The following is a 20,478-nucleotide window of genomic DNA, read 5'->3' on the forward strand; positions in this document are numbered from 1 at the left end:
TAGCATGAAAAAGTCGATTGCATCGTTGTTGCTTGGCACGGCGTTGGCCGTGACCGCTGCCGGCGCAGCCTTCGCGCAGGACAAGACGGTCAAGATCGGTGCGCTGTCCGATCAGTCCGGTCTCTATGCCGACCTCGGTGGGCCCGGCTCGACGCTTGCCGCGCAGATGGCGGTGGAAGACTCAGGCCTCGCTGCGAAGGGCTGGAAGATCGACATCATCTCCGGCGATCACCAGAACAAGCCAGATATCGGCACCGCGATCGCGCGGCAGTGGTTCGACGTCGACAAGGTCGACATCATCGTCGACGTGCCGAATTCCGGCGTAGCGCTCGCGGTCAACAACGTCGTGAAGGAAAAGAACGGCGTCTACATCAACTCGGGTGCGGCGACCTCCGACCTCACCAACGCGCAGTGCTCGCCCAACACCGTGCACTGGACCTACGACACCTACATGCTGGCCCACACCACGGGCCAGGCGCTGGTGAAGGCCGGTGGTGACACCTGGTTCTTCCTGACCGCGGACTACGCCTTCGGTGCGGCGCTCGAGCGCGATACCACCGCCGTTATCACCGCCAACGGCGGCAAGGTCGTCGGCGGCGTCAAGCATCCGCTCAACACTCCGGACTTCTCGTCCTTCCTGCTCCAGGCGCAAGCCTCCAAGGCCAAGATCATCGGCCTTGCCAATGCCGGCGGCGACACCACCAACACGATCAAGCAGGCCGCCGAGTTCGGCATCGTCAAGGGCGGCCAGAAGCTCGCGGCGCTGCTCTTGTTCCTAACCGACGTCAAGGCGATCGGTCTGGAAACCGCGCAGGGCCTGAACTTCACCGAGACCTTCTACTGGGACATGAACGATCAGACCCGGGCTTTCTCCAAGCGGTTCTCGGAGAAGATGAAGAGCGGCGCGATGCCGACCATGGTGCAGGCGGGTGTCTATGCGGGCGTGCGCCACTATCTCAAGGCGCTGGACGCGCTCGGCGGCAATCCTCATGACGGCGTCAAGGTCGTCGAGAAGATGAAGTCGATACCGACGGAAGACGAACTGTTCGGCAAGGGCGAGATCCAGCCCAACGGCCGCACCATCCACAACGCCTATCTGTTCGAGGTGAAGAAACCCTCCGAGTCCAAGGGACCGTGGGACTTCTACAAGCTCGTCGGCACCGTGCCGGGCGATCAGGCCTTCACGCCGCTCTCCGAGAGCAAGTGCGCGCTGCTTAAGAAATAAGACCGAAGCCCGCCGGCGACGAGCCGGCGGGCGCTACTTTGGGAACGCCGAAGGGACTGGGTGCTGGATCGATGCAGGCTCTCTACGCACAGCTACTGGTGGGACTGATCAACGGCTCATTCTATGCGCTGCTCAGTCTCGGGCTCGCCGTCATTTTCGGCATGCTCAACATCATCAATTTCGCCCATGGCGCACTCTACATGATGGGCGCCTTCGTCGCCTATTTCCTGCTGAACCTCGGTGGCATCAATTACTGGTGGGCGCTGCTGCTTGCGCCGATCATCGTCGGCATCTTCGGCATGATCCTGGAACGGACCATGCTGAAATTCCTGACCGGGCTCGACCATCTCTACGGTCTGCTGCTGACCTTCGGCATCGCGCTGATCGTCCAGGGCGTGTTCCAGAACTATTTCGGTTCATCAGGCCTGCCTTACTCTATTCCGGACCAGCTCAAGGGCGGCATGAATCTCGGCTTCATGTTCCTGCCGATCTATCGCGGCTGGGTCGTCATCTTCTCGCTGGTGGTGTGCCTTGCGACCTGGTTCCTGATCGAGAAGACGCGGCTTGGGGCCAACTTGCGCGCCGCCACTGAAAATCCGACGCTGGTGCGTGCCTTCGGCATCAACGTGCCCCGCATGATCACGTTGACCTACGGTCTCGGCGTCGGTCTGGCGGCGCTCGCCGGCGTGCTCTCGGCGCCGATCAACCAGGTCCGGCCGCTGATGGGCGCCGACCTCATCATCGTGGTTTTCGCGGTGGTGGTGATCGGCGGCATGGGATCGATCATGGGCTCCATCATCACCGGCTTCGCGCTCGGCGTGATCGAGGGCCTGACCAAATATTTCTACCCCGAGGCCTCCAACACCGTCGTGTTCGTGCTGATGGTGCTGGTGCTCTTGGTGAAACCAACCGGATTGACGGGAAGGGCAGCCTGATATGACAGCCTTGACGGACGACACGCTGCCGATGAGCCCCCGCGCGATGCGTGACGAGATGATCGTATTCGCGGTGATGGCGCTGCTGCTGGCCTCGGTGCCGTTCAGCGGCATCTATCCGTTCTTCGTGATGCAGGCGTTGTGCTTCGCTCTGCTCGCCTGCGCCTTCAACCTTCTGATCGGCTATGGCGGGCTGCTGTCGTTCGGCCATGCGATGTTCATGGGCACGGCCGGCTATTGCAGCGCGCACGCGCTGAAGGTGTGGGCGCTGCCGCCTGAGCTCGGCATTCTCGTCGGCATCGCTGCGGCGTTCGGGTTGTCGCTCATCACCGGCTACATCTCGATCCGCCGCCAGGGCATCTATTTCTCGATGATCACGCTGGCGCTGTCGCAGCTGCTGTACTTCATCTACCTCCAGGCGCCGTTCACCCACGGTGAGGACGGCATCCAGGGCATTCCGCAGGGGCACATGTTCGGCGTGCTCGACCTGTCGAAGCCGACGGTGCTCTATTACGTCGTGCTGGTCGGCTTCCTCGCGGGCTTCCTGCTGATCTATCGCATCATCAACTCGCCGTTCGGCGAGGTCCTGAAGTCGATCCGCGAGAACGAGCCGCGCGCCATCTCGCTCGGCTACCGGACTGACCAGTACAAGTTCCTGGCGTTTGTCCTGTCGGGAACGCTGGCGGGCTTTGCCGGCGCGCTGAAAGTGTTCGTGGCGCAGAACGCCTCGCTCACCGATGTGCACTGGTCGATGTCGGGCGAAGTCGTGCTGATGACGCTGGTCGGCGGTCTCGGCACCGTTTTCGGTCCCGTGGTCGGCGCCTTCGCGATCATCGCCATGCAGCAATATCTGGCCGGTTTCGGCCAATGGGTGACGGTGATCCAGGGCTCGATCTTCGTGATCTGCGTGCTCACCTTCCGCCGTGGCGTCGTTGGTGAAGTTGCGCACTACTTTCGGCGGTCGCTCTAAATAATTGATATCGCACCAGTTTCATTGGTGCGCGAATCCGGTGGATGATCCGGCTCCGCGGGCGCGAGATGACACGCGCGCGAAGCGAAAATGGTCTATGACGGTTTTACGACGGTCCGTTCGGGCCGGGCCATGTCCAACCGGTAGACTATTCCCATGATGCGTTGGTTTCGCGCTTTCCTGCCCAAGGAAGAACGGTTCTTCGACCTGTTCGACCGCCACGCCCAGACCGTGATCCAGGGCTCCGTCGCGTTGCAGGGCATGCTGAACGGGGGGGAGGAGACGCCGGTCTACTGTCAGCGGGTCAATCAGTTCGAGAACGATGCCGACAACATCACCCGTGAGGTGCTGACGGCGGTGCGCCGCACCTTCATCACGCCGTTCGACCGCGGCGACATCAAGAACCTCATTACCTCGATGGACGATGCCATCGACCAGATGCAGCAGACCGCCAAGGCGGTGATGCTGTTCGAGGTCCGCACCTTCGAGCCGCCAATGCGCGAGATCGGCGCGCTCCTGATCGAGTGCGCCAATCTGGTGGGACGCGCGCTGCCGCTGATGCAGTCAATCGGGCCCAACGTCGCAATGCTGACCGCGATCACGGAGGAATTGGGCAAGCTAGAAGGCCGCGTCGATGATCTCCACGACATCGGCCTGAAGGAGCTGTTCCTCAAGCACCGCAACGGCAGCGCGATGGACTTCATCGTCGGCGTCGAAATCTACGACCATCTCGAGAAGGTGGCCGATCGCTTCGACGACGTCGCGAACGAGATCAACAGCATCGTCATCGAGCAAGTTTAGGGCAGGGCCGCGCCGTGGATGCTGCGTTGGGTCTTCCCGTCCTGGTCGGATTGATCGCCGTCGCGCTGCTGTTCGACTTCCTGAACGGCCTGCACGACGCCGCCAATTCGATCGCGACCATCGTCTCGACCCGCGTGCTGAGGCCGCAATTCGCGGTGATCTGGGCCGCGTTCTTCAATTTCGTCGCCTTCATGGTGTTCGGCCTTCACGTCGCCCAGACCATCGGCACCGGCATCATCGATCCCGCGATTGTCGATGCCCAGGTGATCTTCGCAGCGCTTGTCGGCGCCATCGTCTGGAATCTCGTGACCTGGGCGTTAGGCATCCCGTCTTCCTCCTCGCATGCGCTGATCGGCGGCCTCGTCGGCGGCGGCATGGCCAAGGCCGGACTATCGGCGGCGGTCTGGAGTGGGCTGACCAAGGCCGTACTGGCGATCGTGCTGTCGCCGCTGGTCGGCTTCCTGCTTGCGATGATGCTGGTCGCCATCGTGTCCTGGCTCTCGGTGCGTTCGACGCCGTTCGCGGTCGACCGCGCCTTCCGTATCCTGCAATTCGCCTCCGCCTCGCTCTATTCGCTTGGCCATGGCGGCAATGATGCGCAGAAGACGATGGGCATCATCGCCGTGCTGCTCTATTCGCAGGGCCATCTCGGCGGCGAATTCACCGTGCCGTTCTGGGTGGTGCTGTCGTGCCAGGCGGCGATGGCGCTGGGCACGCTGATGGGCGGCTGGCGGATCGTCCGCACCATGGGCTTGCGCATTACCAAGCTGACGCCGATGCAGGGTTTCTGCGCCGAGACCGGCGGGGCGGCGACCCTGTTCATGGCCACCTTCCTCGGCGTCCCCGTCTCGACCACCCACACCATCACCGGCGCCATCGTCGGCGTCGGCGCGGCCCGCCGCGTCTCGGCGGTGCGCTGGAACGTGGCGAGCTCGATCGTCTATGCCTGGGTGATCACGATCCCGGCCTCGGCCATCGTCGCGGCACTGAGCTGGTGGGCGGTCCAGATCTTCAAGTAACGAGCTTCAGCCCGACAATGCCGGCGACGATCAGCCCGATGCTGGCGAGGCGAAGCGCGGTCGCGGGTTCGCCGAACAGGATGATGCCCAGCGTCGCGGTGCCGACCGCCCCGATGCCGGTCCATACCGCATAGGCGGTTCCGACGGGCAGTGACTTGAGCGCGAGCCCGAGCAGGATCACGCTGCCCGCCATCGCCGCGAGCGTGATGACGGAAGGAACCGCCCTGCTGAAACCTTCGGTATATTTCAGGCCAATCGCCCAGGTGATCTCGAGAAGACCGGCGACGAACAGGATGCTCCAGGCCATGACGACCCTCCATTCATGGCAGGGTCGTCCCCGCAGGCTGATAGGCTGATGAGCAGGAAGGTCGTCCTCCCGCAAAGATCTGTCTGATCGAAGCCGATATGGGGCTGGCCAAAGGGCTCCGCAATCACCAAATGAGGCTTGCTCAGGCCCATTTTCCCTGCCAAACGCTCCCGCTATGTCCGACATCGCCACCACAGCCGAATCGCCGGCCCGTTCGCCGCTTGCCGCAGAAGTGTCGCGGCGGCGCACTTTTGCGATCATTTCGCACCCGGACGCCGGCAAGACCACGCTGACCGAAAAGCTGCTGCTGTTCGGCGGCGCCATCAATCTGGCCGGCCAGGTCAAGGCCAAGGGCGAACGGCGCAACACCCGCTCGGACTGGATGAAGATCGAGCGCGAGCGCGGCATCTCGGTCGTGACCTCGGTCATGACCTTCGAGTTCGAGGGCCTCGTCTTCAATCTTCTGGACACGCCGGGCCACGAAGACTTTTCGGAAGACACCTACCGCACGCTGACTGCCGTCGACTCTGCTGTCATGGTGATCGATGCCGCCAAGGGCATCGAGGCGCGGACGCGAAAGCTGTTCGAGGTGTGTCGTCTTCGAGATATCCCGATCATTACCTTCATCAATAAAATGGATCGCGAGAGCCGCGATGTTTTCGAGCTGCTCGACGAGATCGAGAAGACACTGGCGCTCGACACGACGCCGATGACCTGGCCGGTCGGCCGCGGCCGCGACTTTCTCGGCACCTATGACGTCGCTAATGGCGGCGTGCGCCTGCTCGAAGGTGGAGGCGCCAAGACCGGCGCCGCGCAGCAGATCGAGATCGCGGAACTCGCCAAGCTCAATGCCAATCTCGACATCTCGGCGGTGAAGGATGAGCTCGAGCTTGTCACTGAGGCCTCAAAGCCATTCGAGCTCGACGCGTTCCGCGAGGGCCATCTGACGCCGGTCTATTTCGGCAGCGCGCTGCGCAATTTCGGCGTCGGTGACTTGCTGGAAGGCCTCGGCAAGTTCGCTCCCGAACCGCGCGCGCAGGACAGCGACCAGCGCAAGGTCGAGGCGACCGATCCGCGCATGAGCGCCTTCGTGTTCAAGATCCAGGCGAACATGGATCCGAACCATCGGGACCGCATCGCCTTTGCGCGGCTCTGCTCCGGCAAGCTCAGCCGCGGCATGAAGGCGAAGCTGGTGCGCACTGGCAAGAGCATGCCGCTGTCGAGCCCGCAATTCTTCTTTGCCCAGGACCGTTCGGTCGCGGACGAGGCTTTTGCCGGCGACGTCGTCGGCATTCCCAATCACGGCACGCTGCGCATCGGCGATACCCTGACCGAGGGCGAGGATTTCAATTTCGTTGGTGTGCCGAGCTTCGCGCCTGAAATCGTCCGCCGGGTCCGTCTCACCGACGCGATGAAGGCGAAGAAGCTGAAGGAAGCGCTTCAGCAGATGTCGGAAGAGGGCGTTGTGCAGGTGTTCCGTCCGCGCGACGGCGCACCAGCGCTGGTCGGCGTGGTGGGCGCGCTGCAGCTCGACGTGCTCAAGGCGCGGCTCGAGGCGGAATATTCGCTGCCGGTCGAGTTCGAGGTGAGCGAGTTCCAGCTCGCGCGCTGGGTCTCCTCGGAGGACCGCAAGAAGCTCGACACGTTCCTCGCGGCCAACACCTCCAGCATCGCCGACGATGTCGACGGCGATCCCGTGTACCTCGCCCGGAACGAGTTCTATCTCGGCTACACCAGGGAACGCGCCGAGGGCATCGAGTTCACGAACGTCAAGGACGTCAAGAAGAAGGGGTAAGCGAAGCCCCGCCACTTAAGCGCGACCATGTGAACGCCCGTGGGCTTGACGCCTTCACAGGCGGTGCCACGTTTCATCACGTGACTTCTCATTACGTGATTTCGCGAGCTCAAGGCATGTGGCGCGCTATCCTCGTTCTTATTCTGCTGGCGATATCGACTGTCGCCGCCGACGCGCGGCGTCGGCAGATCAATCCGATCCCGTTCTCGCATTCGCCGTGCAGCGTGCTCGACAATCGGCCCTGCACGCCGTCTTATTGCAGCGTACTCGATCACGGGCCCTGCATTCCCGAGATCGATTATCCCTACGGCGAGAACCTCCAGCTCACGATCGAGAGCGTCCCGTCAGACGCCGACCGCGCCAAATACCAGAAGCCGGATCACGATCTCGATACGATCGGCGACCTCTTCGCTGAGCTGCGTACCTGCTGGTCGCCGCCGTCGGACAATGCGCGGATGGGGATGCAGATGTCGGTGCGCTTCAGCTTCAACAAGGCCGGCGGCCTGATCGGCCCGCCGCGCCTGACATACGCGACCGCAGGCGTCCCGGCTGATACAAGGACGACCTATCTCAATGCGATCAGTTCGTCGCTGAACGCCTGCCTGCCGCTGAAATTCACCAGCGGTCTCGGCGGTGCCCTGGCCGGGCGTCCGATCGCGATCCGGTACGTCGATAACCGCGGGGCCGGCAAGTAGCGCATCAGTTGCGACCCGCGGCCAATCGATGATACGCCATGGCCTGGGGCTGGTTGAGGGGAGGATGTCGTGGGTCTGCTGATCATGATCCTGGGGCTGGTGCTGTTTTTTGCCGCCCATATTTTCACAACGAAACGAGACGCGCGCGCGCAGGCGATCGAACGGCTGGGCGAGGGGACCTACAAGATCCTCTATTCGGTCGTCTCGCTCGCGGGACTGGCGCTGATCGTCTGGGGCTTTGGCCATTATCGCGCGACCGGCTGGATCGATGTCTGGTACCCGCCGAAGGCGATGAAGCACATCACGGTCGCGCTGATGCTGCCTGCCGTCATCCTGGTGGTCGCGTCATATTTGCGCGGGCGCATCTATGCGACGCTGAAGCATCCGATGCTCGCCGGCATCAAGCTGTGGGCGGCGGCGCATTTGCTCGCCAATGGCGATCTCGGCTCCATCATCCTGTTCGGCTCGTTTTTGGGTTGGGGGGTCTATGACCGCATTTCATTCAAGCATCGCACCGATAGCGGCGGCCCGCCGATTCCGTTAGGGGGCGTCACCAACGACCTGATTGCGATAGCAGTCGGCGTCGTTGCCTATCTGGCGCTCGCGTTTGCGTTCCATCCTGTCGTGATCGGTGTTCCCGTCATGGGCGGCTAGCCGATCAGCGCAAGACAGGATCCGCGTGCCCATGCGCGGAAGGTGACAAAAGCAACAAGCCGAGGGCCCTCCGATGGACTGGTCGCAATCTCAGATTCCGCCGATGCGGTTCGAGGCGCGTTTTGGCGATCGGGTGGTCCCGGCCTTCACCGATCGACCGGCCAGTCTCTGGGCGATGATTGCCGAGGCTTCCGCGCGCAACGGCGATGGCGAAGCGCTGGTCTGCGGCAATGTCCGGCTCAGTTGGCGGCAGGCGGTGGAGCAGGCCGCGCGGATTGCATCGGGCTTTCGCAAGCTTGGCCTGCGGCGCGGCGACCGCGTTGCGATCCTGCTCGGTAACCGCATCGAATTCCCACTGTTGCTGTTTGCCGCAGCGCATGAGGGGCTGGTCACCGTGCTGCTCAGCACGCGCCAGCAGAAGCCGGAGATCGCCTATGTCCTGACCGATTGCGGCGCCAAAATCCTGATCCACGAAGCGGGTCTCGCCGAGCGGCTGCCCGATGCGCAGGATGTGCCCGATGTGATCCATCGCGTCGCCATCGACGGCGATCCGGCTCTGTCGCGCTTCGCGGTGCTCGCCGACAACGCACGGGCCGCGGCACCGGTCGAAGTCAGCGAGGAGGATACCGCGATGATCCTCTACACCTCGGGCACGACAGGCAAGCCGAAGGGCGCGATGCTCGCCCATTGCAACATCGTGCATTCCTCGATGGTGTTCGTGTCCTGCCTGCAATTGACGGCAGCCGACCGCTCGATCGCGGCCGTGCCGCTCGGGCACGTCACGGGCGTCGTCGCCAACATCACCACCATGATCCGCTGCGGCGGCGCGCTGATCATCATGCCGGAGTTCAAGGCGGCGGATTATCTCAAGCTCGCGGCGCGCGAGCGTGTCACCTACACGGTGATGGTGCCGGCGATGTACAATCTCTGCCTGCTGCAGCCGGATTTCGGCAGCTACGATCTCTCGAGCTGGCGCGTCGGCGGTTTTGGCGGCGCCCCGATGCCGGTCGCGACCATCGAGAAGCTCAAGGCGACAATTCCGGGCCTGAAGCTTGCAAATTGCTATGGCTCGACCGAGACGACGTCGCCGTCCACCATCATGCCGGGCGAGCTGACGGCGAGCCATATCGACAGCGTCGGCCTGTCGTGTCCGGGCGCGCGCATCATCGTGATGGGGACGGACGGGCGCGAGCTGCCGCCCGGCGAGATCGGCGAGCTCTGGATCCAGGGCTCCTCCGTCATCAAGGGTTACTGGAACAACCCGAAGGCCACGGCCGAGAGCTTCTCCGGCGGCTTCTGGCATTCGGGCGACCTCGGCTCGGTCGATGCCGAAGGATTCGTCCGTGTGTTCGACCGCCAGAAGGACATGATCAACCGCGGCGGCCTGAAGATCTATTCGGCCGAGGTCGAATCCGTGCTGGCCGGCCACCCCGCCGTGGTCGAGAGCGCGATCATTGCAAAGCCATGCCCGGTGCTGGGCGAGCGCGTCCATGCGGTCGTGGTCACACGTATCCAGGTCGGCAGCGACGACCTACGGGCCTGGTGCGCCGAGCGGCTGTCCGATTACAAGGTGCCGGAGACCATGACAGTCACGGGGGAGCCCCTGCCGCGCAACGCCAATGGCAAGGTGGTGAAGCGCCAGCTGCGGGAGCTGCTGGTCGGGGCCTGATCGGGCTGGGGTAGGGGCACCGGGATATCCCGGATCGCGCGTTAACGCCTTGATCGGCCTTGCTTTGCCTTGCCACCGCCATATCGATAGGGTATCGCCGCCGCGACGTGGGGACGGGCTTTGGACGCGCACGATCTGGCGCGCGCTCCCGGCCGGGCATGGGATTGGCATAAGTGTCTGAATTATTTGACGAAGTCGACGAGGAAGTACGTCGCGAGCAGCTTAAAAGGCTGTGGGACAAATATTCGCTCTACTTCATCGCCCTCATGGTGCTGGTGGTGGCGGCCGTGGGCGGCTGGCGCGGCTATCAGTATCTGGAGGCCAAGAAGGCCGCCGAGGCCGGCGCGATCTTCGAGAAGGCCGTTGAGCTGTCGGAGCAGGGCAAGCACGCGGAAGCCGAGACGGCCTTTGCCGATCTCGCCGCCAAGGCACCGTCCGGCTACCGCACCCTGGCGCGGCTTCGCGCTGCAGCCGAGGCATCGGCCCGCGATCCCAAGGCTGCGGCCAAGATGTACGACGACATCGCTGCCGACTCCGGTGTCGGCAGCGAGTGGCGGGATCTTGCAAAGGTCCGCGCCGCCGGCCTGCTGGTGGACAGCGCGAGCTACGCCGACATCCAGCAGCGGCTGGAGACCTCTGCCGAGCCTAAATCGACCTTCCGCCACAGCGCTCGCGAGATGCTGGCGCTGTCGGCCTGGCGCAACAACGACATGACCGCGGCCCGCAAATGGCTCGATGCGATCGCCGAGGACGGCGAAACGCCGCCGGGCCTGCGTTCGCGCGCCGAGGCGCTCCAGGCCTTGCTGCCGCCCGTCGCCAAGAGCTGACGGCCCCGAGAGCTGAGACGAGATAGTAATATGCGCAGCATGCCCCGCTTGATCGCAGCCGCCGTCCTGATCGCCTTCACAGGTGTTCTGGGCGGTTGCTCCAGCTTCGATCCGAGCGATCTGCTCGACTTCCTCGATACCAAGAAGAAGCTGCCGGGCGACCGCAAGCCGGTATTCCCCGAGGGCGTTCCGGGTCTCGAGCAGGGCGTACCGAAGGACATGTACAAGGGCGCGCAGCAACAGCAGGATCCCAACGCGCCTGCCGTCGCGGCACTGCCGGCCGAGCCGCCGCCCGCCGAGCCCGCGAAACCGTCGAAATCCGCCAAGGGCAAGAAGACCAGGCAGCCGGCCGCGACCGCAGCCGCACCGGCCGAAGCGCCGGCCGGCGAGGTCGATGGCGAGGTCCAGCCCGAGGCGGCGCCGGCGCCTGCCGCGCCGCCGCCCAAGCAGAAGATCGTCCGCAAGCGCACCACCGCGCCGCCGCCGGACCAGCAACCCGCACAGCAGCCGGCACAATCGGCACAGCAGGGGGCGTTCCCGGCGCCGATGCCCAGCGGCAGTTTCTCCCGCTGATATTTTTCACCGAATTGACAGGCGCTACCTCCACGGCGCACGAATGACTGATGTCCTTTACGATTGCCATTATCGGCCGACCCAATGTCGGCAAGTCGACGCTTTTCAACCGCCTGGTTGGACAGAAGCTCGCGCTTGTCGATGATTTGCCCGGCGTCACCCGCGACCGCCGCGAAGGCGAGGCCAGGCTCGGCGATCTCGAATTCACCATCATCGACACCGCCGGCCTCGATGAGGGCGCCAAGGGCTCGCTGACGGCGCGCATGCAGGAGCAGACCGAGACCGCGATCGCGCTGGCCGATGCGCTGTTCTTCGTGATCGATGCCCGCATAGGCCTCACACCCACCGACCGTGCCTTCGCCGATTTCGCCCGCAAGGCCAACAAGCCGGTGCTGCTGGTCGCCAACAAGAGCGAGGGCAAGCACGGTGACGCCGGCGCAATGGAATCCTTTGCGCTCGGCCTCGGTGATCCCATCCAGATCTCGGCCGAGCACGGCGAGGGTATGGGCGAGCTCTACGACGAGCTCGCCAAGCTGATGCCGGAGCCCGTCGACGAGGATGAGGCCGAGGACGACGAGCCGCTCACCGAGGAAGAGGCCGCGACGCGCCCGATCCGGGTTGCCATCGTCGGCCGGCCCAATGCCGGCAAGTCGACCATGATCAACCATCTGCTCGGCGAGGAACGCCTGCTGACGAGCCCGGAGGCCGGCACCACGCGCGATTCGATCGCGGTCGAGCTCAACTGGAAAGGCCGCGAATTCCGCGTGTTCGACACCGCCGGCCTGCGCCGGCGTTCGCGCATCGAGGAGAAGCTGGAAAAGCTCTCGGTTGCTGATGCGTTGCGCGCGGTGCGCTTTGCCGAAGTCGTCGTGATGATGATGGATTCGCAGAATCGCTTCGAAGAGCAGGATCTGCGCATCGCCGATCTGATCGAGCGCGAGGGACGCGCGGTCGTCCTCGCCGTCAACAAATGGGACTTGATGGAGACCAAGGGCGGCGGCGCGATCTCGACGTTGCGCCGCGACGCCGACCATTGGCTGCCGCAGATCAAGGGCGTGCCGATCGTCGCCGTCTCCGGCCTGATGGGCGAGGGCATCGATCGCCTGATGCAGGCGATCCAGGACGCCTATGCGCTCTGGAACAGGCGCGTCTCGACGTCGGCATTGAACCGTTGGTTCGAGGAGGCGGTTCAGGCCAATCCGCCGCCGGCCGTGTCCGGCCGCCGGCTGAAGCTGAACTACATCACCCAGACCAAGGCGCGCCCGCCGAGCTTCGTCTTGTTCTGCTCGCGTGCGGACGCAGTTCCGCAGTCTTATCTGCGCTACCTCATCAACTCGATGCGCGAGGCTTTCGAGCTGCCGGGCACGCCGGTGCGCATCACCTTGCGCGAAAAGGCCAACCCCTTCGCCCACAAGCGCAAGCGGCCCTCGTGAGCGCGACGCTGGTGACAAAACAGGTTTCGTAGGGTAGGCAAAGCGAAGCGTGCCCACCGCGTCTTGCAGTCTCGGAGAGATGGTGGGCACGGCGCTTTGCGCCTTTGCCCACCCTACGATAGCATCAGATGCCGTGCGAGATCCCGGGTTCGCTGCTGCGCATCGCCCCGGGGATGACCGCTACGCGGTCACTTCTTCACCAGCGGACACTCGCTGTCCTTGAGCGGCCTGGCGGCATCTTCGGCCGGGATGTTCGCGACCAACTTGTAATAGTCCCACGGTCCCTTCGACTCCTCGGGCTTCTTCACCTCGAACAGATAGGCCGGGATGATACGGCGGCCGTCCTCGCGCAGCGGGCCCTTGCCGAATAGCGGATCGTCGGTCGGGATTTCCTTCATCTTGGCGACGACCTTGACGCCGTCGTGCGGATTGCCGCCGAGCGCCTCGAGCGCCTTGAGGTAATGTATCACGCCGGCATAGTTGCCCGCCTGCGTCATCGACGGCATCGCCTTGTTGGCGGTCTTTTCCTGGAAGCGCTTGGACCAGGTGCGGGTGTTGTCATTCAGATCCCAGTAGAAGGATTCGGTGAAGGTCAGGCCGTGCGCGGTCTTGAGGCCGAGCGAGTGGACGTCGTTGATGAAGAGCAGCAGCGCTGCGAGCTTCTGGCCGCCTTCGACGATGCCGAACTCGGCCGCCTGCTTGATCGCGTTGGTGGTGTCGCCGCCGGCGTTGGCAAGCCCGACGATCTTCGCCTTGGAGTTCTGCGCCTGGAGCAGGAAGGACGAGAAGTCCGAGGTGTTGAGCGGGTGCTTGACGCCGCCGAGCACCTTGCCGCCGTTTGCGGTCACGACCGCGCTGGTGTCGCGCTCTAGCGCGGCGCCGAAGGCATAGTCGGCGGTCAGGAAGAACCAGCTATCGCCACCGGCCTTGGTCAGCGCCTTGCCGGTGCCGTTGGCGAGCATGTAGGTGTCATAGGTGTAGGAGATGGTGTTGGCGTTGCAGGCCTTGCCGGTGAGGTCGGCGCTGGCGCCGCCATTGTTGAGCAGGACCGCGTTCTTTTCCTTGGCGACGTTGCTGACTGCCAGCGCCACGCCGGAGTTCGGCGTGTCGGTGATCATGTCGACCTTCTGGGTGTCGATCCACTGCCGCGCGATGTTGACCCCGATGTCCGGCTTGTTCTGGTGATCGCCGCTGAGGACCTCGATCTTCCAGCCTTTGGCGCGGAGACCGGAATCCTCCACCGCCATGTTGACGGCCAGCACGGAGCCCGGACCGCCGATGTCGGCGTAGAGACTGGACATGTCGTTGAGCACGCCGATTGTGACGGTCTTGTCTTGTCCTTTTTCCTGGGCGTAGGCGGATGTGGCAAAACCGAAAGCGGCGCAGGCAAGAAGGGCCGCAGAGCGGCGCGCGAACGTCGTCGTCATAAAAGGTTTCCTCCATTGTCAAATATGCGGACGGCTCTCTTGGATGAAGCCTTGGTCCGGCCGATTCCGTAGCCTGTCCCGGGGACGGCGGCAATGCGCCTAAAGCCGGATGACGCCGTGTCGTGGCGCCATCCGTCGGTTAACCTTTGGGCAAAATGCGTTGCTATTTGAGCGCGTCCGAGGTCAGCTTGAATTTCTGGATGCGCTTTCCGGTGTCGACCTCGGCGGTATAGACGTTACCCTCGGCATCGACCGCCATGGCATGCACCCAGTGGAATTGCCCGGCATTGCGCCCATTGTGGCCGAAGCTGCCGACGACGCTGCCGTCCTCGCGCTTGAGCACCCTGATCTCGTTGTTCTCGCCATCGGCGCTGAGCAGCCAGGTCTGCTTCGGATCGGGCCAGATCGCGATGTCCCACACCGCGCCGTTGCCGAGCGTGTTCTTCTCGAAGAAGAACTCCTTGACGAAAGTACCGTCCTTTTTGAACACCTGGATGCGGTTGTTGATGCGGTCGCAGACGTAGACGATGCCGTCATTGGCAATCTTCACGCAGTGCACGGGATTGCCGAATTGCTGCGAGATCGGGGCCTTGGGATCATAGGCTGCCTGCTTGCTGTCGTCGGGCTTGTTGCCGTAGGCGCCCCAGTGCCGCTTGTAGGCGAGCGTGGTCGCATCGAACACGATGACGCGGCGGTTGCCATAGCCGTCGGCGACGTAGATTTCGTTGGCGTCCTTGTCGAGCGCGGTTTCGGCGGGCTTACCGAGCTGCGTCGTGTCGTTACTCCCGAGGCTCGGCGCGATCTTGCCGATCTGGGCCACGAACTTGCCGTCGAGCGTGAATTTCAGGATCGCGTTGTCGTTGTCGGCATTGCCGCCGATCCAGACGAAGCCTGCCGGATCGACCTCGATGCCGTGCTCGCGGCCGACCCATTCATAGCCGGTGCCGGGCCCGCCCCAGGACCGCAGCAGATTGCCGTCGGCATCAAATTCGAGCACGGGCGGCGCCGAGACGCAGCACTTCGAACGAGGTGGGTTGAGGCTTGCGCCTTTCTCGTCGTCAGTGAGCGAGCGCGGGCGATGGATCATCCAGATATGGCCCTGCCAGTCGACGGTAATGCCGCCGACCTGGCCGAGGATCCAGTTGTTCGGGAGTTGCTTCGGCCAGGACGCATCGACCGCGAAGGTCGGCACGTCGCCGGCTTTGGCAACGTTCGGAAACGCCAATGCGATGGCTGCAATCAGGATGGAGAAAGCGTGAGAGACGCGTGCAACCGCATGGTTGAGGCCTGCACGATCAAGCCCCGTGCGATGAAGCCCTGCGCGATCATGCCATGGCGCCATGGCAACCTCCCTTTTTGGGCTTGCGGCTTGCTGCCGCTTGAGCGCGGGCAGTCAATCGCGGGGAGGTGATCAAGTCAATCAGGCCGGTGCACGGAAGCTCATCAGGCTGCGCGTCTTGTAGTCGTAGAATTTGCCGGTCTCGGTCCAGCTGGGCGCGCACAGCGGGACGATGAACGCGGCGACCTGCTCGGGGGTCTCAAGCGTCGTGGGATCTTCGCCCGGCATCAGGGTTGCGCGCATGCGGGTGCGGATCGGGCCCGGGTTGAACAGGTTGACGCGCAGGGGCGTGTTCGCGGTCTCCTGCGCCCAGGCGCGCGCCAGCGTCTCCAGCGCGGCCTTGGAGGCGGCGTAGGGGCTGACATAGGCGGTCGCCTTGTTGGCGGCGCCCGAGGTGATGAAGACGGCGCGGCCGGCATCGGACCGCCTCAGCAGCGGCTCCATGCAGCGGATCAGCTGGAAGTTGGCGGAGACGTTGACGGCCATGACGTCGTTGAACGTCTTGAGCTCGATATGGCCGACCGGCGAGGAGGGACCGAGCACGCCGGCATTGCCGACGAGGATGTCGAGCTTGCCATAGCGCTCGTGCAGGCCTGCCCCCAGCCGCGCGATGCCGTCGGAATCGGTGAGGTTGAGCGGAACCAGCGTGGCGCCGTCGCCGCCTGCCTTGCGGATCTCGTCGTCGAGCTCCTCGAGCCCGCCCTGGGTGCGTGCGGTTGCAACGATATGCGCACCGGCCTTCGCCAGCGCGAGCGCCGTGGCAAAACCGATGCCGCGCGAGGCGCCGGTGACGAGAGCGATGCGGTTGGCGAGGGGAAGTGTCATGGCGGGGGTTTTACAGGCGTGGGTGGCCGGGACAAGCCCCCACCACGACGTCATTCCGGGGCGGTCCGCAGGACCGAACCCGGAATCTCGAGATCCTCAGGTGCGCAATTGCGCACCATAGTTCGCGCTATCGCACGCCCCGGGATGACGCCTTCGCCGTCAGCTCGCCTCCGCCAGCAACGACAGCTGCCGCGGTTGCGGCTCGGTCTGGGTCTGGTCGGTGAGGTGGGTCGGATAGGCGCCGGTAAAGCAGTGATCCGAGAACTTCGGATTGGCGGGATCGCGGCCTGGCTCGCCCATGGCGCGGTACATGCCGTCGATCGACAGGAACGCGAGCGAGTCGGCTCCGATGATCTCGCGCATCTCCTCCAGCGAATGCGTCGCGGCCAGCAGGCCACCGCGGTCGGGCAGATCGATGCCGTAATAATCGGGATAGAGGATCGGCGGCGAGGCGAGGCGGAAATGCACCTCCTTCGCGCCGGCATCGCGCATCATGCGCACGATCTTCTTCGAGGTGGTGCCGCGCACCAGCGAGTCGTCGATCAGGATGATGCGCTTGCCTTCGATCGCGGCGCGGTTGGCCGAATGCTTCATGCGCACGCCGGATTCGCGGATCGCCTGCGTCGGCTGGATGAAGGTGCGGCCGACATAGTGGTTGCGGATGATGCCGAGCTCGAACGGCACGCCGGAATGCTGGCTGTAGCCGATCGCAGCGGGCACGCCGGAATCCGGCACCGGCACGACGACGTCGATCGGCACATGGCTTTCGCGCGCGAGCTGCGCGCCAAAGGCCTTGCGCACCTCGTAGACCGAGCGGCCGTGGACGATGGAATCCGGACGCGAGAAATAGATGTATTCGAAGATGCAGGGACGTGGCGCGATCGGCGGGAACGGCTTGTGGATGTCCTGGCCGTTCTCGTCGAACACGATGACTTCGCCGGCCTCGATGTCGCGGACGAAGCGGGCGCCGATGATGTCGAGCGCGCAGGTCTCGGACGTCAGGATCGGGCAGCCGTCGAGCTCGCCAAGCACCAGCGGACGGATGCCGCGCGGGTCGCGCGCGCCGACCAGCTTCTTGTTGGTGAGCGAGACCAGCGCGTAGGCGCCCTCGATCTCGCGCAGCGCATCGATGTAGCGCTCGATGAAGCGGGCGCGCCTGGAGCGTGCGACCAGATGCAGGATCACCTCGGTGTCGGTGGTCGACTGCATCATCGCGCCGTGCATCACGAGCTCGCGGCGCAGCGTCAGGCCGTTGGTGAGGTTGCCGTTGTGGGCGACCGCGAGGCCGCCGGCATTGAGCTCGGCGAACAGCGGCTGCACGTTGCGCAGGATGGTTGCGCCCGTCGTGGAATAACGGACATGGCCGACCGCCATGTTGCCGGGCAGGCGGTCGATCACCTCGCGGCGGGAGAAGGTGTCGCCGACCAGGCCGAGGCGGCGTTCTGAGTGAAAGCGGCTGCCGTCGTAGGAGACGATGCCGGCGGCTTCCTGGCCGCGGTGCTGAAGGGCGTGAAGGCCGAGCGCCGTGATGGCGGCGGCGTCCGGGTGTCCATAGATGCCGAAGACGCCGCATTCCTCGCGCAGCGTATCTCCCTCCAGGTCGTCCTGAAGCTCTAGCGCGGCCGGGCCGGTATCGAGATCAAGTTGGGCGTCCTGGTCAGGGTGTCGCATCTCGTCCGCGCCTCTCTGTTGGCTCAATCAACGCGCCGCAGGTTTCTCGATCAGCTTCTTCATGCTGTCACGAGCAGGTTTACTGTATCCGTCGCCACTGCCCGAAGGCTGCTGCTCGGTATCAGCTTGATCATCATCTGGTTTGTTTTTCTTGAATCTCTTCAAGATGGTGTTCTCGGGGTCATCCGGCAAGAGGGACATCAGCCAATCCCCGGTTCCCTGGAGCACCACGCGGGATTTGGCCCCCGTGACCCAATCCGGGCGCTGCTTGTCCGGCACCAGCCAGGTGAAGAACAGGAAGGCCACCACGACAATTAAGAGCCCGCGAGCCAGGCCGAACAGGAAGCCGAGGGTGCGATCCAGCGCGCCAATGCGCGAATCCAGGATCATGTCGGAGATCCGGACCGTGATCACGGAGACGACGACCAGGGTACCGACGAACACACCGGCGACCACGACCACGCTCGCGACGGTGTCGTTGTTGAAATAGGTCTTGGCGGTCGGCAGCAGCTTGGAGAAAGAGTACAGAGTCACGATTGCCGCCGTGCCCCAGGCTGCGATCGAGAGGATTTCGCGCATGAAGCCGCGAACCATCGCGAGCAGGCCCGAGATCAGCATCACACCGAGCAGGATCAGGTCGAGGAGTGTAACTGGCATCGGCTGGTCTGGTCCGCTCGTACTCTCAAAGGATGCTCAGCGAATCGGTGTTTGGCCGCCGCCCTAAAAGAGGGGCAGACGGCGCTTCCGGCAAGGCCGCAACCACGCAATCCCATGCTGCTTTTGTGACGGCTGTATAGCTGTGGGGGCGCTTGACGTCACCTCTAGCTACCCCTCTCCACGGCGGAATCTTGCCGGTGTGGCATTTTTCTCCGCTGGCGGGCTCGAGTCGCCGCGGCGGGAGCCCTTGGCGGCGATTTCGGCGACCAGCGTGGTCAGGCTGTTGACCGCGTTCAGGGTCAACCCCGCGTCACCGCTGGCCTCGGCGCCCCGGGCCGATTCGGGCAGCACGGCGCGTTTGAAGCCGAGCTTGACCGCTTCCTTGAGCCGGGCCGGGGTCTGTGCCACCGGGCGGATGACGCCGGAGAGTGAAATCTCGCCGAAATAAACGGCATCGGTGGGTAACTGCGCATTAACCAGGGATGAAACCAGCGCGGCCGCAGCGGCCATATCAGCTGCCGGCTCGTGAATGCGCAGGCCGCCCGCGACGTTCAGATAGACGTCGTGGCCGGACAGCTTGACCCCGCAATGCGCTTCCAGCACCGCCAGCACCATCGAGAGCCGGCTCTGATCCCAGCCGACCACGGCGCGGCGCGGGGTGCCGAGCGAGGTCGGGGCCACCAGCGCCTGCAATTCGACCAGAACGGGCCGCGTGCCCTCGATGCCCGCGAAGACTGCGGTGCCGGGCGTGCCGAGGTCACGCTCGGACAGGAACAGCTCGGAGGGGTTGGTGACCTCGCGCAGGCCGAGCCCGGTCATCTCGAACACGCCGATCTCGTCGGTCGGGCCGAAGCGGTTCTTGACGGCGCGTAAGATTCGGAATTGCTGCGAGCCTTCGCCTTCGAACGACATCACGGCATCGACCATGTGCTCGACGACGCGAGGGCCGGCGATCTGGCCGTCCTTGGTGACGTGCCCAACCAGGATGATCGCCGCGCCGGACTTCTTGGCGAACCGAATCAGCGCCTGCGCCGAGGCGCGCACCTGCGTGACCGTGCCGGGCGCCGATTCCACCGTGTCGGTCCACATCGTCTGGATCGAGTCGATGACGATCAGCCGGGGGACGGCGCCTTCCGACAATGTCGAGACGATGTCCTCGACCGAGGTCTCGGCCGCGAGCTGCACGGGCGCATCCGACAGCCCGAGCCGTTCGGCGCGCAGCCGCACCTGGGCGATGGCTTCTTCGCCGGAGATGTAGACGATGCGGTGACCGGCGCGCGCCATCAGACTGGTCGCTTGTGTCAGCAACGTCGACTTGCCAATGCCGGGATCGCCGCCGACGAGCAGCACCGAGCCGCGGACGAAGCCGCCGCCGGTGACGCGGTCGAGCTCGGTCATGCCCGAGGACAGGCGCGGTGCGTCAGGGCTTTTTCCCGCGAGGCTCTCCAGCGCAAACGTGCGACCCTTGCGCTTGGAGCGGATCGAGACCGGCACGCTGCCGGTCGCGTCCTCCTCGGCCAGCGTATTCCACTCGCCGCAGGACTCGCACTTGCCCTGCCAGCGGTTATAGGCCGCGCCGCAGTTCTGGCAGACAAAGGAAAGCGTGTTCTTGGCCATGGGATTGGTGAGTCGAGGGTGTCGGGGCTGCTGATAGCA

19 protein-coding genes are annotated in these 20,478 nt (G+C 64.3%); 12 read left to right on the forward strand and 7 right to left on the reverse strand.

Annotated features, from left to right (window positions below; translation table 11 throughout):
* The first annotated feature begins 4 nt into the window (after nucleotides 1–4).
* The 5 genes from ABIC09_RS18310 to ABIC09_RS18330 all read left to right on the forward strand — a co-directional run bounded on the left by ABIC09_RS18310 (nucleotide 5) and on the right by ABIC09_RS18330 (nucleotide 4,950).
* Nucleotides 5–1,225 carry an ABC transporter substrate-binding protein gene (locus tag ABIC09_RS18310; RefSeq protein WP_354110119.1) on the forward strand — a complete coding sequence of 407 codons (1,221 nt, stop codon included), beginning with the start codon at nucleotides 5–7 and terminating at the stop codon, nucleotides 1,223–1,225.
* 71 nt (nucleotides 1,226–1,296) lie between these two features.
* Nucleotides 1,297–2,160, forward strand: coding sequence for a branched-chain amino acid ABC transporter permease (locus tag ABIC09_RS18315; protein ID WP_354085229.1), 864 nt, complete (start codon nucleotides 1,297–1,299; stop codon nucleotides 2,158–2,160).
* Between the two features lies 1 nt (nucleotide 2,161).
* Nucleotides 2,162–3,130: a branched-chain amino acid ABC transporter permease gene (locus ABIC09_RS18320; protein WP_148754248.1), complete on the forward strand. Its 969-nt coding sequence runs from the start codon at nucleotides 2,162–2,164 to the stop codon at nucleotides 3,128–3,130.
* 156 nt (nucleotides 3,131–3,286) lie between these two features.
* Nucleotides 3,287–3,931 (forward strand): DUF47 domain-containing protein, encoded by a 645-nt coding sequence (locus tag ABIC09_RS18325; RefSeq protein ID WP_148754249.1) that lies wholly within the window; start codon nucleotides 3,287–3,289, stop codon nucleotides 3,929–3,931.
* A 14-nt stretch (nucleotides 3,932–3,945) separates the two neighbouring features.
* The gene (locus ABIC09_RS18330; RefSeq protein WP_148754250.1) at nucleotides 3,946–4,950 is read left to right on the forward strand and encodes an inorganic phosphate transporter; all 1,005 of its coding nucleotides are present in this window, start codon (nucleotides 3,946–3,948) and stop codon (nucleotides 4,948–4,950) included.
* Here ABIC09_RS18330 and sugE read toward each other — a convergent pair.
* Nucleotides 4,943–5,257: a quaternary ammonium compound efflux SMR transporter SugE gene (sugE, locus tag ABIC09_RS18335; protein WP_148754251.1), complete on the reverse strand. Its 315-nt coding sequence runs from the start codon at nucleotides 5,255–5,257 to the stop codon at nucleotides 4,943–4,945. The genes ABIC09_RS18330 and sugE overlap by 8 nt on opposite strands.
* Before the next feature lie 175 nt (nucleotides 5,258–5,432).
* Here sugE and ABIC09_RS18340 point away from each other — a divergent pair, with 175 nt between their 5' ends.
* The 7 genes from ABIC09_RS18340 to der all read left to right on the forward strand — a co-directional run bounded on the left by ABIC09_RS18340 (nucleotide 5,433) and on the right by der (nucleotide 12,903).
* Nucleotides 5,433–7,052 (forward strand): peptide chain release factor 3, encoded by a 1,620-nt coding sequence (locus ABIC09_RS18340; RefSeq protein WP_354110120.1) that lies wholly within the window; start codon nucleotides 5,433–5,435, stop codon nucleotides 7,050–7,052.
* A 116-nt stretch (nucleotides 7,053–7,168) separates the two neighbouring features.
* On the forward strand, nucleotides 7,169–7,747 hold the full coding sequence (locus ABIC09_RS18345) for a UCP034077 family protein (RefSeq protein ID WP_354110121.1): 579 nt from the start codon (nucleotides 7,169–7,171) through the stop codon (nucleotides 7,745–7,747).
* A gap of 69 nt (nucleotides 7,748–7,816) precedes the next feature.
* A complete protein-coding gene (locus ABIC09_RS18350; RefSeq protein ID WP_354110122.1) occupies nucleotides 7,817–8,401 on the forward strand; it encodes an NnrU family protein in 585 nt (194 codons plus the stop codon).
* Between the two features lie 73 nt (nucleotides 8,402–8,474).
* A complete protein-coding gene (locus ABIC09_RS18355) occupies nucleotides 8,475–10,070 on the forward strand; it encodes a class I adenylate-forming enzyme family protein (RefSeq protein WP_354110123.1) in 1,596 nt (531 codons plus the stop codon).
* A 173-nt stretch (nucleotides 10,071–10,243) separates the two neighbouring features.
* Nucleotides 10,244–10,897, forward strand: a complete 654-nt coding sequence (locus ABIC09_RS18360) for a tetratricopeptide repeat protein (protein WP_354110124.1) — start codon at nucleotides 10,244–10,246, stop codon at nucleotides 10,895–10,897.
* A gap of 30 nt (nucleotides 10,898–10,927) precedes the next feature.
* Entirely contained in the window at nucleotides 10,928–11,470 is a 543-nt protein-coding gene (locus tag ABIC09_RS18365; RefSeq protein WP_354110125.1) for a hypothetical protein, read from the forward strand.
* 50 nt (nucleotides 11,471–11,520) lie between these two features.
* Entirely contained in the window at nucleotides 11,521–12,903 is a 1,383-nt protein-coding gene (der, locus tag ABIC09_RS18370) for a ribosome biogenesis GTPase Der (RefSeq protein WP_354085222.1), read from the forward strand.
* 188 nt (nucleotides 12,904–13,091) lie between these two features.
* Here der and ABIC09_RS18375 read toward each other — a convergent pair whose 3' ends face one another.
* The 6 genes from ABIC09_RS18375 to radA all read right to left on the reverse strand — a co-directional run bounded on the left by ABIC09_RS18375 (nucleotide 13,092) and on the right by radA (nucleotide 20,439).
* The gene (locus ABIC09_RS18375; protein WP_354085221.1) at nucleotides 13,092–14,330 is read right to left on the reverse strand and encodes an ABC transporter substrate-binding protein; all 1,239 of its coding nucleotides are present in this window, start codon (nucleotides 14,328–14,330) and stop codon (nucleotides 13,092–13,094) included.
* Between the two features lie 163 nt (nucleotides 14,331–14,493).
* Nucleotides 14,494–15,672, reverse strand: coding sequence for an NHL repeat-containing protein (locus ABIC09_RS18380; protein WP_354110126.1), 1,179 nt, complete (start codon nucleotides 15,670–15,672; stop codon nucleotides 14,494–14,496).
* 78 nt (nucleotides 15,673–15,750) lie between these two features.
* On the reverse strand, nucleotides 15,751–16,494 hold the full coding sequence (locus ABIC09_RS18385; RefSeq protein ID WP_354110127.1) for an SDR family NAD(P)-dependent oxidoreductase: 744 nt from the start codon (nucleotides 16,492–16,494) through the stop codon (nucleotides 15,751–15,753).
* Between the two features lie 159 nt (nucleotides 16,495–16,653).
* Nucleotides 16,654–18,165, reverse strand: a complete 1,512-nt coding sequence (gene purF, locus ABIC09_RS18390) for an amidophosphoribosyltransferase (protein ID WP_354085219.1) — start codon at nucleotides 18,163–18,165, stop codon at nucleotides 16,654–16,656.
* Between the two features lie 27 nt (nucleotides 18,166–18,192).
* Complete coding sequence (locus tag ABIC09_RS18395) at nucleotides 18,193–18,822, reverse strand: CvpA family protein (protein ID WP_148752913.1); 630 nt, start codon at nucleotides 18,820–18,822, stop codon at nucleotides 18,193–18,195.
* A gap of 168 nt (nucleotides 18,823–18,990) precedes the next feature.
* Nucleotides 18,991–20,439 (reverse strand): DNA repair protein RadA, encoded by a 1,449-nt coding sequence (radA, locus tag ABIC09_RS18400; RefSeq protein WP_354110128.1) that lies wholly within the window; start codon nucleotides 20,437–20,439, stop codon nucleotides 18,991–18,993.
* Between the last annotated feature and the right edge of the window lie 39 nt (nucleotides 20,440–20,478).

Source organism: Bradyrhizobium sp. S3.12.5 (assembly GCF_040548225.1).
GTDB classification, from domain to species: domain Bacteria; phylum Pseudomonadota; class Alphaproteobacteria; order Rhizobiales; family Xanthobacteraceae; genus Bradyrhizobium; species Bradyrhizobium cytisi.

What these genes read in the sequence shown, in the direction of transcription:
- ABIC09_RS18380 (WP_354110126.1), bottom strand. Translation starts at nt 15,672, where the DNA reads ATGGCGCCATGGCATGATCGCGCAGGGCTTCATCGCACGGGGCTTGAT.
- purF (WP_354085219.1), bottom strand. Translation starts at nt 18,165, where the DNA reads ATGCGACACCCTGACCAGGACGCCCAACTTGATCTCGATACCGGCCCG.
- ABIC09_RS18365 (WP_354110125.1), top strand. Translation starts at nt 10,928, where the DNA reads ATGCGCAGCATGCCCCGCTTGATCGCAGCCGCCGTCCTGATCGCCTTC.
- ABIC09_RS18355 (WP_354110123.1), top strand. Translation starts at nt 8,475, where the DNA reads ATGGACTGGTCGCAATCTCAGATTCCGCCGATGCGGTTCGAGGCGCGT.
- ABIC09_RS18315 (WP_354085229.1), top strand. Translation starts at nt 1,297, where the DNA reads ATGCAGGCTCTCTACGCACAGCTACTGGTGGGACTGATCAACGGCTCA.
- radA (WP_354110128.1), bottom strand. Translation starts at nt 20,439, where the DNA reads ATGGCCAAGAACACGCTTTCCTTTGTCTGCCAGAACTGCGGCGCGGCC.
- ABIC09_RS18395 (WP_148752913.1), bottom strand. Translation starts at nt 18,822, where the DNA reads ATGCCAGTTACACTCCTCGACCTGATCCTGCTCGGTGTGATGCTGATC.
- ABIC09_RS18320 (WP_148754248.1), top strand. Translation starts at nt 2,162, where the DNA reads ATGACAGCCTTGACGGACGACACGCTGCCGATGAGCCCCCGCGCGATG.
- ABIC09_RS18325 (WP_148754249.1), top strand. Translation starts at nt 3,287, where the DNA reads ATGATGCGTTGGTTTCGCGCTTTCCTGCCCAAGGAAGAACGGTTCTTC.
- ABIC09_RS18345 (WP_354110121.1), top strand. Translation starts at nt 7,169, where the DNA reads ATGTGGCGCGCTATCCTCGTTCTTATTCTGCTGGCGATATCGACTGTC.
- ABIC09_RS18375 (WP_354085221.1), bottom strand. Translation starts at nt 14,330, where the DNA reads ATGACGACGACGTTCGCGCGCCGCTCTGCGGCCCTTCTTGCCTGCGCC.
- ABIC09_RS18385 (WP_354110127.1), bottom strand. Translation starts at nt 16,494, where the DNA reads ATGACACTTCCCCTCGCCAACCGCATCGCTCTCGTCACCGGCGCCTCG.
- sugE (WP_148754251.1), bottom strand. Translation starts at nt 5,257, where the DNA reads ATGGCCTGGAGCATCCTGTTCGTCGCCGGTCTTCTCGAGATCACCTGG.
- ABIC09_RS18310 (WP_354110119.1), top strand. Translation starts at nt 5, where the DNA reads ATGAAAAAGTCGATTGCATCGTTGTTGCTTGGCACGGCGTTGGCCGTG.
- der (WP_354085222.1), top strand. Translation starts at nt 11,521, where the DNA reads ATGTCCTTTACGATTGCCATTATCGGCCGACCCAATGTCGGCAAGTCG.
- ABIC09_RS18340 (WP_354110120.1), top strand. Translation starts at nt 5,433, where the DNA reads ATGTCCGACATCGCCACCACAGCCGAATCGCCGGCCCGTTCGCCGCTT.